This window comes from Variovorax paradoxus, from assembly GCA_016806145.1.
In the GTDB taxonomy this organism is placed as follows: Bacteria; Pseudomonadota; Gammaproteobacteria; order Burkholderiales; family Burkholderiaceae_C; genus Variovorax.
This window is the reverse complement of record CP063166.1, coordinates 3977046-3988800: the sequence shown is the minus strand read 5'-3', so window position 1 is coordinate 3988800 and position 11755 is coordinate 3977046. Positions and strand designations below refer to the sequence as shown.

Sequence of the window (11755 nt, the reverse complement as noted above, 5' to 3'; positions counted from 1 at the left end):
CACCGTCCGACGCACTTCGATGGTGCGCGGCCTGTACTTTCCTCAACCTGCTGGAGTTCTTCGATGTCGCGTGATTCCGATCTTTCCCTCGATGCCCTGGCATTGCGTCGCCGCCGCCTGCTGCAAGGCGCCGCCGCGCTGCCCGTGATGGGCCTGAGCGGCCTGAGCTTCGGCCAGGGCCAGTTCCCCACGGCCAAGGTCAACACCACCAAGCTCGCCGTGACCGACACCGAGGTGACGGTGGGCCAGCTGCATTCGTCCACCGGCACGATGGCGATCTCGGAGACCGGCTCGATCCAGGCCGAGCAGCTCGCGATCGACCAGATCAACGCCATGGGCGGCATCCTGGGCCGCAAGATCAAGGTCATCAAGGAGGACGGCGCCTCCGACTGGCCGACCTTCGCCGAGAAGTCGAAGAAGCTGCTGGTCAACGACAAGGTCGCGGCCGTCTTCGGCTGCTGGACCAGCGCATCGCGCAAGGCCGTGCTGCCGGTGTTCGAGAAGGAGAACGGCCTCCTGTACTACCCGACCTTCTACGAAGGCCTGGAGCAGAGCAAGAACGTGATCTACACGGGCCAGGAAGCGACGCAGCAGATTCATCTGGGGCCTGGACTGGGGCGCGAAGGAGAAGAAGGCGAAGACCTTCTTCCTCGTCGGCTCCGACTACATCTGGCCGCGCACCTCGATGAAGATCGCGCGCAAGCACATCGAGAACTTCCAGAAGGGTTCGGTCAAGGGCGAGGAGTACTACCCGCTGGGCCACACCAACTTCAACTCGCTGATCAACAAGATCAAGGTCGCCAAGCCCGACTGCATCTTCGCGGCCGTGGTGGGCGGCTCGAACGTGGCTTTCTACAAGCAGCTCAAGGCCGCGGGCATCACGGGCGACAAGCAGTTCCTGCTGACCCTGGCCGTGACCGAGGACGAGATGACCGGCGTGGGTGGCGAGAACTTCGCGGGCTTCTATTCGTCGATGAAGTACTTCCAGTCGCTCGACAACGAGAACAACAAGAAGTTCGTGGCTGCCTTCAAGGCCAAGTACGGCAAGGACGCGGTCATCGGCGACGTGACGCAGGCCGGCTACCTCGGCCCGTGGCTGTGGAAGGCCGCGGTCGAGAAGGCCGGCAGCTTCGACGTCGACAAGGTGGTGGCCGGCTCGCCGGGCATCGAACTGAAGACCGCGCCCGAAGGCTACGTGAAGCTCGACGCGAACCATCACCTGTGGAGCAAGGCGCGCATCGGCCAGGGGCAGCCGGACGGGACCTTCAAGGTGGTGGCGGAGTCGGCCGAGCTGATCAAGCCGGATCCGTTCCCCAAGGGCTACCAGTAATCCCCCAACGGCCTGCCTTCTTGCCTTTCTCCCTCCCCCTCTGGGGGAGGGCAGGGGTGGGGGCAAGCGGCGTGCCCATTGCCATCGCCGCATGCCCCCATCCCGACCTTCCCCCAGAGGGGGAAGGAGCAACTATCACCTGGAACTGTCGCCATGACGCTGTCGGACATGTGGAACATCGGCCTGATGCAGGGCTTCGCGGGGCTGAGCCTCTTCGCGGTGCTGCTGCTCATGGGCCTGGGGCTCGCGATCATCTTCGGCCAGATGGGTGTCATCAACATGGCGCACGGCGAGTTCATGACCATCGGGGCCTACTCGGTCTTCCTCGCGGCGCAGGTGACCGAGCACCTCGCACCGGCCTTCATGCCGTACTACTTCCCGATCTCGATCGCGCTGGCCTTCGTGTTCGCGTTTATCGTCGGCTGGCTGGTCGAATGGGCGCTGATCCGCCATCTCTACAAGCGGCCGCTCGACACGCTGCTCGCGACCTGGGGCGTGAGCCTGGGGCTGCAGCAGATCTTCCGCACTTTCATCGGTCCGAAGGAGGTGAGCCCGACCCTGCCCGAGTGGCTGATGGGCTCGTGGACGCCGCACGAGGGCCTCGACATCCCGATCAACGGCATGTTCGTGCTGGTGCTCACGGCGCTGGTCACAGGCGGCGTGCTGATCGCGCTGCACCGGAGCCGCTGGGGCCTGCGGGTGCGCGCCACGGTGGCCAACCGCGTGATGGCCAACGCCACCGGCATCGATACGAAGAAGACCGACCGCCTGACCTTCGCGATCGGCTGCGGCATCGCCGGCGTGGCGGGCGCGGCCTTCACCACCATCGGCTCGACCGGGCCGACCTCGGGCTCGCTCTACATCGTCGACGCCTTCCTGGTCGTCACCTTCGGCGGCGCGGCCAGCCTGCTGGGCACGGTGGTCTCGGCCTTCGGCATCGCGCAGACGCAGTCGGTCTCGGAGTTCTTCATGACCGGATCGATGGCCAAGGTGCTGACGCTGTCGCTGATCGTGCTCATTCTGATGATGCGCCCGCAGGGCCTGTTCGCCGTCAAGGTGCGTCGCTGACTTTCGCTTTCCCGGAGAACTCCCGATGAATTTCCTCAAGGCCTCGATCCAGCGCTACCAGCTCGGCAGCCTGCTGCTGCTGGTGCTGCTGCTCGCGGTGGTGCTGCCGCTGTCGCTCGACATCTTCCGACTCAACCTGGTGGGCAAGTACCTCACCTATGCCTTCGTCGCCGTAGGGCTGGTGATGGTGTGGGGCTACGGCGGGGTGCTGAGCCTCGGGCAGGGCGTGTTCTTCGGGCTCGGCGGCTACGCGATGGCGATGTTCCTCAAGCTCGAGGCCTCCGACCCGGTGTCGACAAAGATCCAGTCGACGCCCGGCATTCCCGACTTCATGGACTGGAACCAGATCACGGCGCTGCCGGCGTTCTGGCTGCCGTTCAAGAGCCTGCCGCTGACCTTGATCCTGGTGGTGGCGGTGCCGATGGCGCTGGCCTGGCTGATCAGCTTCGCGATGTTCAAGCGCCGCGTGGGCGGGGTCTACTTCGCGATCATCACGCAGGCGGTGGCGCTGATCCTCACGGTGCTGATCATCGGCCAGCAGGGCTACACCGGCGGGGTGAACGGCATGACCGACCTGAAGACGATGCTGGGCTGGGACACGCGCACCGACAGCGCGAAGTACATCCTCTACTACGTCTGCGTGGCGCTGCTGGTGGCGGCGATCGTGCTGTGCCGCTGGGTCCAGACCAGCAAGCTCGGCACCTTGCTGCTGGCGATGCGCGACAAGGAAGACCGGGTGCGTTTCTCGGGCTACGACGTGTCGAACTTCAAGGTCTTCACCTTCTGCCTGGCGGCCGGGCTCTCGGGCATCGGCGGCGCGATGTTCGCGCTGCAGGTGGGCTTCATGTCGCCGAGCTTCGTGGGCATCGTTCCCTCGATCGAGATGGTGATCTTCTGCGCGGTGGGCGGCCGCATGAGCCTGGTGGGCGCGGTCTACGGCGCGCTGCTGGTGAACGCGGGCAAGACGCTGTTCTCGGAGAGCTTCCCGGACCTGTGGCTGTTCCTGATGGCGGGGCTGTTCATCGGCGTGACGATGGCCTTCCCGATGGGCCTGGCGGGCCTGTGGGAGGAAAAGATCCGCCCCTGGTGGAAGTCGCGTCGCCAGGCGCTGCGCGAGGCCGCGGTCAAGCCGCCGGCGGTGGCCGCGACTCCCGTCGTGCCAACACCCGAACCCACGCTGCCCGAAGGCGTGGGCAGCCAGCGCGCCTGAACTGGAGACCGACCATGAGCAACACCGACTTCGCGCTCGCCGTGGAAGACCTCAGCGTGTCCTTCGACGGCTTCAAGGCCATCGACGACCTCACGCTCTACATCGACCGCAACGAGCTGCGCGTGATCATCGGCCCGAACGGGGCCGGCAAGACGACGCTGCTCGACCTGATCTGCGGCAAGACGCGCGCGAGCAGCGGCAGCATCAAGTTCAAGAACACCGAGCTGACGAAGATGGCCGAGCACAAGCGCGTGCGGCTGGGCATCGGGCGCAAGTTCCAGACCCCCTCGATCTACGAGAACCTCAGCGTGTTCCAGAACCTCGAGGTGTCGTTTCCCAAGGGCCGCTCGGTGTTCGGCGCGCTGGCCTTCCAGTGCGACGACGAAGTGAAGGCACGCGTGCAGGCCGTGGCGACGGAGATCGGTCTGGCCGACCGGCTCGACACCGAAGCGGGCCTGTTGAGCCATGGTCAGAAGCAGTGGCTCGAGATCGGGATGCTGCTGATGCAGGAGCCCGAGTTGCTGATGCTCGACGAACCCATCGCGGGCATGAGCGCGCGCGAACGCGAGCTCACGGCCGAACTGCTCAAGCGCATCTGCCAGAACCGCGCGGTGATCGTGATCGAGCACGACATGGCTTTCGTCAAGCAGATCGCTCACAAGGTGACGGTGATGCATCAGGGAAAGATCCTGGCGGAAGGGCCGATGGAGAAGGTGCAGGCGGATCCGAAGGTCATCGACGTTTATCTGGGGCATTGATGCGCCTGTTTTGTGTTCTTCGTTCGGGGCGGGCTCACGCCGACGGGGTACTCCCCTCCGCGAATGTCCCCCGGCCTTCGGCCTCCTCCTTTATTTCGCTGCGGGGAGTACCCCGCCGGCGCGCGCCAGACGCGCAGCAGTTGATCGGCCGGCACGACCCGAGCGCCTCCGTGCACAGGGCAGTGGGTGCTTCCCGCAGCGAAATAAAGGAGGAGCCGAAGGCGGGGGACATTCGCGGAGGGAAGTACCCGCTGTCCTGTGCACGCGCCCCGAACCGTCGTGCCTCGAACAACAGCACCCCTCAAAAAGAACACACAGGAAAGGCCCAGGAATGAGCAACATCAACCTCAAGGTAGAAAACCTCCACGTAGCCTACGGCCAGAGCGAAGCCCTGCATGGCATCTCGTTCGAGGGCATGGCCAACGAGACCGTCGCCATCATGGGCAGAAACGGCATGGGCAAGACCACGCTGTTCAAGAGCCTCATGGGCGTGCTCCCCTTGAAGAGCGGCCGCATCGAGGTGGCGGGACAGGATGTCTCGCGCGACGAGAGTTTCAGGCGCGTCGCCAAGGGCATCGCCTACGTGCCCCAGGGTCGCATGATCTTCCCGACCCTGACCGTCGAGGAGAACATCGAGACCGGCCTCGAGAACTCCAAGACCCGCCGCATCCCCGAGGAGATCTACGCGCTCTTCCCCGTGCTGTGGGACATGCGCCGGCGCAAGGGCGGCAACCTCTCGGGCGGGCAGCAGCAACAGCTGGCCATCGCGCGTGCCCTCGTCACCGATCCCAAGGTGCTGCTGCTCGACGAGCCCACCGAGGGTATCCAGCCTTCGATCATCAAGGACATCGCCAAGGCGCTCAACGAGATCCGAAAGCTGCGCGGTCTGACCATCGTCGTGTCGGAGCAGGTGCTGAGTTTTGCCATGGATGTCGCCGACCGCCTGTTCGTGATCGAAGGCGGGCGCCTCGTGCACGAGACCGCGCGCGACAAGACCGATGTCGAGCGCATCAAGGCCTATCTCTCTGTTTAACCACAACCCCAACCAGGAGCCACTGCAAATGACGGACACGCTGATCAAGGTCGATCTGACCAAGTCGCCCACCGAGAACGAGATGATCCACAACCGCTGGCACCCGGACATTCCGATGGCCTGCTGGGTCAATCCCGGCGACGACTTCATTCTCGAGACCTTCGACTGGACCGGCGGCTTCATCAAGAACAACGACAGCGCCGACGACGTGCGCGACATCGATCTCAGCACCGTGCACTACCTCTCGGGCCCCGTGGGCGTGAAGGGTGCCGAACCCGGCGACCTGCTGGTGGTCGATCTTCTCGACATCGGCGCCAAGCAGGACAGCCTCTGGGGCTTCAACGGATTTTTCTCGAAGAAGAACGGTGGCGGCTTTCTCACCGATCATTTTCCCGAGGCGCAGAAATCGATCTGGGACTTCAAGGGCATGTTCACGAGTTCGCGCCACATCCCCGGCGTGAACTTCGCGGGCCTGATCCATCCGGGCCTGATCGGCTGCCTGCCCGACAAGCCCATGCTCGACATGTGGAACGAGCGCGAGAAGGCGCTGATCGCCACCGACCCCGATCGCGTGCCGGGCCTGGCCAATCCGCCGTTCGCGGGCACCGCCCACATGGGCAAGATGACCGGCGAGGCCCGTGCCAAGGCCGCGGCCGAGGGCGCGCGCACCGTGCCGCCGCGCGAGCATGGCGGCAACTGCGACATCAAGGATCTCTCGCGCGGCTCGAAGGTGTTCTTCCCCGTCTACGTCGACGGCGCGGGCCTCAGCGTGGGCGACCTGCACTTCAGCCAGGGCGACGGCGAGATCACCTTCTGCGGCGCCATCGAGATGGCCGGCTGGGTGCACATGAAGGTCTCGCTCATCAAGGGCGGCATGGCCAAGTACGGCATCAAGAACCCGATCTTCAAGCCCAGCCCCATCACGCCGCAGTACAACGACTACCTGATCTTCGAGGGTATCTCGGTCGACGAGAGCGGCAAGCAGCACTACCTCGACGTCAACGTCGCCTACCGCCAGGCCTGCCTCAACGCCATCGAGTATTTGAAGAAGTTCGGCTACTCGGGCGCGCAGGCCTACTCGATCCTCGGCACGGCACCGGTGCAGGGCCACATCAGCGGCGTCGTCGACGTGCCCAACTCCTGCGCCACCTTGTGGCTGCCCACGGGCATCTTCGACTTCGACATCAATCCCAACGCCGCCGGGCCGGTGAAGATGATCGACGGCAGCATCGACATGCCGCTGTCGCCCGACCTGCGCTGAGGCATTGAACAAGGAAGCCGCGTGCCCACCTACGACTACGACTGCGGACGCTGCGGCGGGTTCGAGGCGCTGCGTCCCTCGGCGCTGCGCGACGAGCCCGCTGCCTGCCCCGACTGCGGCGGCGCCTCGCCGCGCGTGCTTTCGGCCGCGCCGCGGCTCGCGCTCATGGCGGCCGACACGCGCCTCGCGATGGCCACCAACGAGCGCGCGCGGCACGAGCCCGCGAGCTCGCGCGACTACGCGCGATTGCGGCATCCGTCGGGCTGCGGATGCTGCTCGACGAACGCGCGCCGCGGTGCCACGGTGACCGCGTCGAACGGTGCCAAATCGGCACCGTCGCGGCGGCCGTGGATGATCTCGCATTGAGATTTCGGCAAGTTTTCATGCATGCGCTGTAAGCATGCAAGGGATGCGGGAAAGTAGTGCTTTCGGCCGATCTCCCTCTGCAGAGGGTGGATTCGGCGGCCCGCTCGCATGCGTGAAACTTGCCCAAAACTTTCTGGATTGTTTCGAAACGGCGAACGCCGTGATTCTTTTTGCGGCGATTCAAAAGGGGCCAACAGGATCAAACTTCTCCTCACGGACAAACCACCGTTCAACCTGAAGGAGATACCAAATGACCGCCTCGAAGATCCTCGCTGCCGTTGCCGTTGCCCTGCTTGCCGCCACCGGCGCACATGCCGAAACCTATGACGGCGTCCACACCGTGCACTCCACGGTCTCGCGTGCCGAAGTCGAATCGCAAGCCGTGGCAGCCGCCCGTGCCGGCGATGCCTACAGCGAAGGTGCCACCGCCGGTGCGCAAACCTTCAGCTCGACCGCCGACCGCGCAACCGTTCGTGCCGAAGCCGTTGCCAAGGCCCACGACCCGCTGCAAAGCCTCGACCGCCGCGCGTTCTACCGCGACGAAGTGCCGCAAGCCTACAAGAAGCCCAGCGTGTCGTTCACGCGCCAAGCTGGCCTCTGAGCCACGGTGCCAAGCCGGTGCGAGAGCATCGGCCGCATGAAAGAAGCGAATGAGGAAAGGGCCTGCGGGCCCTTTCTTCGTGCGTGGTGCGACAGCGCGCCGCTCACGCCAGCGTCTCGCCTTCCTCGAGCACGCCCGCCTTGCGCAGTGCCGCGTCGAGCCAGCTGGCCGTCGTGTGGCCTTGCCTGATGGCTTCGATGCGCGCGGCTTCGTCCTCGACCTTCTTCTGCGCCGCGCGAAGCAGGGTGTCGACTTTCTCTCGCTCGACCACCACCACGCCATCGGCATCGCCGATCACCAGATCGCCGGCACGCACGGCCACACCGCCGACCGACACCGGATGCCCGATGCGTCCCGAGGCCAGCTTGGTCGGGCCGTTGGGATTGGTGCCCACCGAGAACACCGGGAAGTCCATCTCGTCGATCTCCACGCTGTCGCGCACTGCGCCGTCGATCACCACGCCGGCGATGCCGACCTGGCGGCAGGCATTCATCATGATCGTGCCCATCAGCGCCGCGCTGCGGTCGCCCTTGCCGTCGATCACCAGCACGTCGCCCGGCTGCGCGAGCGCGATCGCGGCATGGATCATCAGGTTGTCGCCGGGCCGCACCTCCACCGTGAGCGCGCTGCCCACCAGCTTCATGCGGTGGCGCAGGGCCTCGATGCGGCCGTGCAGCGCGCCGCGGCGGCCCGCGACGTCGGCGAGGATGGCCGGCTGGAAGGCCGCGGCACGGCGCAGCAGTTCGGGAGCAACGCGCTCGAAGTCGCGAACGATGTCGGGATGCGGGTTCATGGTCTGGTGTTCTCTCATTCGGCCTTGACGTCGGCGTCCTTCACCACGCGGCCCCACTTGCGCTTGTCGGCCGCGAGGAAGGCGCGGAACTGCTCGGGCGTGCTGCCCACCGGCTCGAGTCCATCGGACGTGAGGCGCTTGGCGATCTCGGGCTGTGCGAGCACCTTCGCGATCTCGCGCTGCAGGCGTTCGACCACGGCCGGCGGCGTGTTCTTCGCCGCGCAGATGCCGGCCCAGGTCACGGACTCGACCTCGGCGACGCCGGCCTCGGCCACGGTCGGAATCTCGGGAAAGGCCGCGAGCCGGCGCGGACTGGCCACCGCGAGCGCGCGCAGCTTGCCGGCGCGCGCGTACTGCATCGAGCTCACGGGCTGGTCGAAGATCATCGAGACCTGGCCCGCGATCAGGTCGGTCGTGGCCTGGCCCGTGCCCTTGTAGGCCACGTGCACGATGTCGATGCCCGCGCGGCTCTTGAGCATCTCGCCCGCGAGGTGGCCGCCCGTGGCCGTGCCCGAGGACGCGAAGTTGATCTCGCCGGGCTTCTGCTTCGCGTAGGCGACCAGCTCCTTCACGTTCTTCACCGGCAGGCTCGCGTTGACCAGCAGCATGTAGGGTGCATTGACGACCTGCGTGACCGGCACGATGTCCTTCTCGGGATCGAAGGGCATGCTTTTCAGCACATGCGGCTGGATCGACAGCGTGCCCGTGGTGCACATCAGCAGCGTGTGGCCATCGGCCGGCGCGGCGAGCAGGGCCGAGGCCGCGATGTTGCCGCCGGCGCCGGGGCGGTTGTCGATCAGCACCTGCTGGCCCAGCCCTTCGGCGAGCCTGGGCGCGATCAGCCGCGCCACCACGTCGTTCGAGCCGCCCGGCGAGAAGCCCACGAGGATCTTCACGGGCTTCGATGGAAAGGTGTCGGCCGCGCTCGCGGTGGCGGCGCCGAGCCAGGCCGTGCCCGCGGCCACGACCGGCAGCAGCGTGAGGAGGGAGCGGAGTTTCATTGCGGTTCCTGGTGAAGCGGTTGGCCCGAGAGTTCGGCGCAAGCGCGCGCGATGCGCCGGCAGCCTTCGAGCAGCTGTTCCGTGCCGGCGGCGAACGAGAGGCGGAAGTGCGTCGGCACGCCATAGGCGCTGCCCTGCAGTGCCGCGAGGTTCTGCGCGTCGAGCAGGTGCATCACCCAGTCGTCGCTGTCGGCGATCGTGGTGCCCTGCGGTGTGCGCAGCCCGAACAGCGCGCTGCACGAGGCGAAGACGTAGAAGGCGCCGTCGGGCACCTCGCAGCGGATGCCGTCGATGGCATTGAGCGCCTCGATCACCGTGTCGCGCCGCGCCCGGTAGGCCTGGCGGTTGGTGGCGATGCTGTCCTGCGGCCCGGTGAGCGCCGCGATGGCGGCCGCCTGCGCGATCGAGTTCGGTCCCGAGGTGCTCTGCGACTGCAGCTTGACCATCGCCTTGATCAGCGCCGCGGGCCCGGCGCCGTAGCCGATGCGCCAGCCCGTCATCGCATAGGCCTTGGAGACGCCGTTCACCGTCAGCGTGCGTTCCTGCAGGTCGGGCGCCACCTCGGCGAGGGTGGCGAAGGGTGCGTCGCCGTAGACCAGGTGCTCGTAGATGTCGTCGGTCAGCACCCAGACCTGCGGATGGCGCCGCAGCACCTCGGCCAGTGCCAGCAGCTCGGCGCGCGTATAGGTGGCCCCGCTCGGGTTGTTCGGCGAGTTGAGCATCAGCCAGCGCGTGCGGCCGGTGATGGCGCGCTCGAGGTCGGCGGGCTGCAGCTTGAAGCCCGCGGCGGCCGGGCCGTCGACGAACACCGGCACGCCGCCGGCCAGCCGCGCGATGTCGGGGTACGAGACCCAGTAGGGCGCCGGCACGATGACCTCGTCGCCGGCCGCCACCGTGCACATCAGCGCATTGAAGATCACCTGCTTGGCGCCGGTGCCGACGATGATCTCGCCCGGCGCGTAGCGCAGCCGGTTCTCGCGCAGGAACTTGGCCGCGATGGCCTCCTTGAGCGCCGGCGTGCCGCCGACGTCGGTGTAGCGCGTCTGGCCGTCGGCCATCGCGCGGATGGCGGCCTGCTTGATGTGTTCGGGCGTCTCGAAGTCGGGCTCGCCGGCGGTGAGGCCGAGGATGTCCCGGCCCTGCGCGCGCAGCTCGCGCGCCCTCTGGCCGGCCATGGAACTCGGAGAAGGCTGGATCCGGTTCAGTCGTGGTGCGATGTGAAGCATGCGGCCAGTATCGAAGTGCCATCGCCGCGGGACAAACGAGTAATCGGCGTGGCTCGGTATTCCTTTTTTTCCTGGCCGGTGGTGGGCGTACATTCCGCCGCATGAACTTCACCTTCAAGCAGCTCGAGGCCTTCCTGTTCAGCGCCAGGCTCCAGAGCTTCAGCGCCGCGGCGGTGAAGCTGCACACCACGCAGTCGGCCATCTCCAAGCGGCTGGCCGAGCTCGAGGAGTCGCTCGGCGGTCCCTTGCTGCACCGCAGCTCGCACGGCCTGGAACTGGCGCAGGCCGGCCGCGAGCTGCTGCCGCTGGCGGAAGAGGCACTGCGGCTGTGGCAGCGCATCGAGCACGACATCAGCCTCGACAAGACGCTGCGCGGCAGCTTCCGCGTGGGCGTGACGGAGCTGATCGCGATGACCTGGCTCACGCGGCTGATCCAGCTGCTGCAGAAGCTGCATCCGCAGGTGACGATCGAGCCGGTGGTCGACGCCGGCCTCACGCTGTTCGAGCGGCTCGAGGCCAACAAGCTCGACCTGACGATCATGCCGGGCACCTTCTGGGGCCAGGCCTTCGAATCGGTCAAGGTGGGGCAGGTCGACCAGGCCTGGATCGCGAGTCCGCGGCTGCGCATTCCGCAGCGCGCGCTGAAGCCACACGAGTTCGCCGACTACCCCGTGATCGAGCAGCCCGCGGGCGCCTCGAAGAACCGCTTCTACGAGGCCTGGCGCGCCGAGCACGGCTTCCGTTTCGGCAAGGTCATGCTGACCAACAGCACGACGGTGCTGCGCGAGCTGACGATCAGTGGCTTCGGCATCAGCCAGCAGGCGCTCGACTACGTGCGGCCCGACATCCGCAGCGGCCTGCTGCGCATCGTGCGCAGCGACCCGATGCCGCCGCCGCTGGTCTACAGCGCGGTGCACCGGCGCGACAACGCGAGCCCGGCGCTGGCACGCATCGTCGAGTTGGCCGTGCAGACCTGCGACTTCAAGCTGCGCGCGAGCCAGCACGACGTGGCGCCGGCGGGGCCCGCGCGCGGCGCGGGCACGCGCCAGCGCGCGCTGCGCCCGGGCGCGAAGAAGCCCGTGAAGGCGGCCCGGCGCTAGGATTCGGG

At 66.7% G+C, this 11755-nt stretch carries 11 protein-coding genes and 1 pseudogene; 9 read left to right on the top strand and 3 right to left on the bottom strand.

What is annotated here, in order from left to right; genetic code table 11:
* Positions 1-63: 63 nt before the first annotated feature.
* From urtA to INQ48_18735, 8 genes and pseudogenes are all read left to right on the top strand, one after another.
* Positions 64-1330 (top strand): annotated as a pseudogene (urtA, locus tag INQ48_18770) (urea ABC transporter substrate-binding protein).
* 153 nt (positions 1331-1483) lie between these two features.
* Positions 1484-2398, top strand: a complete 915-nt coding sequence (gene urtB / locus INQ48_18765; protein QRF55443.1) for an urea ABC transporter permease subunit UrtB — start codon at positions 1484-1486, stop codon at positions 2396-2398.
* 25 nt (positions 2399-2423) lie between these two features.
* The gene (urtC, locus tag INQ48_18760; protein QRF55442.1) at positions 2424-3608 is read left to right on the top strand and encodes an urea ABC transporter permease subunit UrtC; all 1185 of its coding nucleotides are present in this window, start codon (positions 2424-2426) and stop codon (positions 3606-3608) included.
* 14 nt (positions 3609-3622) lie between these two features.
* On the top strand, positions 3623-4366 hold the full coding sequence (gene urtD / locus INQ48_18755; protein ID QRF55441.1) for an urea ABC transporter ATP-binding protein UrtD: 744 nt from the start codon (positions 3623-3625) through the stop codon (positions 4364-4366).
* Between the two features lie 331 nt (positions 4367-4697).
* Entirely contained in the window at positions 4698-5399 is a 702-nt protein-coding gene (gene urtE / locus INQ48_18750; protein ID QRF55440.1) for an urea ABC transporter ATP-binding subunit UrtE, read from the top strand.
* A 28-nt stretch (positions 5400-5427) separates the two neighbouring features.
* Positions 5428-6660, top strand: a complete 1233-nt coding sequence (locus INQ48_18745; protein ID QRF55439.1) for an acetamidase/formamidase family protein — start codon at positions 5428-5430, stop codon at positions 6658-6660.
* A gap of 21 nt (positions 6661-6681) precedes the next feature.
* Complete coding sequence (locus INQ48_18740) at positions 6682-7026, top strand: zinc ribbon domain-containing protein (protein ID QRF55438.1); 345 nt, start codon at positions 6682-6684, stop codon at positions 7024-7026.
* A gap of 250 nt (positions 7027-7276) precedes the next feature.
* Positions 7277-7627: an alpha/beta hydrolase gene (locus INQ48_18735; protein ID QRF55437.1), complete on the top strand. Its 351-nt coding sequence runs from the start codon at positions 7277-7279 to the stop codon at positions 7625-7627.
* Between the two features lie 103 nt (positions 7628-7730).
* Here INQ48_18735 and INQ48_18730 read toward each other — a convergent pair whose 3' ends face one another.
* The 3 genes from INQ48_18730 to INQ48_18720 are packed head-to-tail and all read right to left on the bottom strand — an operon-like array spanning position 7731 to position 10647.
* Positions 7731-8420 carry an RraA family protein gene (locus tag INQ48_18730; GenBank protein ID QRF55436.1) on the bottom strand — a complete coding sequence of 230 codons (690 nt, stop codon included), beginning with the start codon at positions 8418-8420 and terminating at the stop codon, positions 7731-7733.
* A gap of 14 nt (positions 8421-8434) precedes the next feature.
* Positions 8435-9421, bottom strand: coding sequence for a tripartite tricarboxylate transporter substrate binding protein (locus INQ48_18725; GenBank protein QRF55435.1), 987 nt, complete (start codon positions 9419-9421; stop codon positions 8435-8437).
* Positions 9418-10647, bottom strand: a complete 1230-nt coding sequence (locus INQ48_18720; protein ID QRF55434.1) for a pyridoxal phosphate-dependent aminotransferase — start codon at positions 10645-10647, stop codon at positions 9418-9420. The genes INQ48_18725 and INQ48_18720 overlap by 4 nt, the downstream gene beginning before the upstream one ends.
* Positions 10648-10748: 101 nt before the next feature.
* Here INQ48_18720 and INQ48_18715 point away from each other — a divergent pair, with 101 nt between their 5' ends.
* The gene (locus INQ48_18715) at positions 10749-11747 is read left to right on the top strand and encodes a LysR family transcriptional regulator (protein QRF55433.1); all 999 of its coding nucleotides are present in this window, start codon (positions 10749-10751) and stop codon (positions 11745-11747) included.
* Positions 11748-11755: the final 8 nt, after the last annotated feature.

What these genes read in the sequence shown, in the direction of transcription:
- urtE (QRF55440.1), top strand. Translation starts at nt 4,698, where the DNA reads ATGAGCAACATCAACCTCAAGGTAGAAAACCTCCACGTAGCCTACGGC.
- urtB (QRF55443.1), top strand. Translation starts at nt 1,484, where the DNA reads ATGACGCTGTCGGACATGTGGAACATCGGCCTGATGCAGGGCTTCGCG.
- urtD (QRF55441.1), top strand. Translation starts at nt 3,623, where the DNA reads ATGAGCAACACCGACTTCGCGCTCGCCGTGGAAGACCTCAGCGTGTCC.
- INQ48_18720 (QRF55434.1), bottom strand. Translation starts at nt 10,647, where the DNA reads ATGCTTCACATCGCACCACGACTGAACCGGATCCAGCCTTCTCCGAGT.
- INQ48_18730 (QRF55436.1), bottom strand. Translation starts at nt 8,420, where the DNA reads ATGAACCCGCATCCCGACATCGTTCGCGACTTCGAGCGCGTTGCTCCC.
- INQ48_18745 (QRF55439.1), top strand. Translation starts at nt 5,428, where the DNA reads ATGACGGACACGCTGATCAAGGTCGATCTGACCAAGTCGCCCACCGAG.
- urtC (QRF55442.1), top strand. Translation starts at nt 2,424, where the DNA reads ATGAATTTCCTCAAGGCCTCGATCCAGCGCTACCAGCTCGGCAGCCTG.
- INQ48_18725 (QRF55435.1), bottom strand. Translation starts at nt 9,421, where the DNA reads ATGAAACTCCGCTCCCTCCTCACGCTGCTGCCGGTCGTGGCCGCGGGC.
- INQ48_18735 (QRF55437.1), top strand. Translation starts at nt 7,277, where the DNA reads ATGACCGCCTCGAAGATCCTCGCTGCCGTTGCCGTTGCCCTGCTTGCC.
- INQ48_18715 (QRF55433.1), top strand. Translation starts at nt 10,749, where the DNA reads ATGAACTTCACCTTCAAGCAGCTCGAGGCCTTCCTGTTCAGCGCCAGG.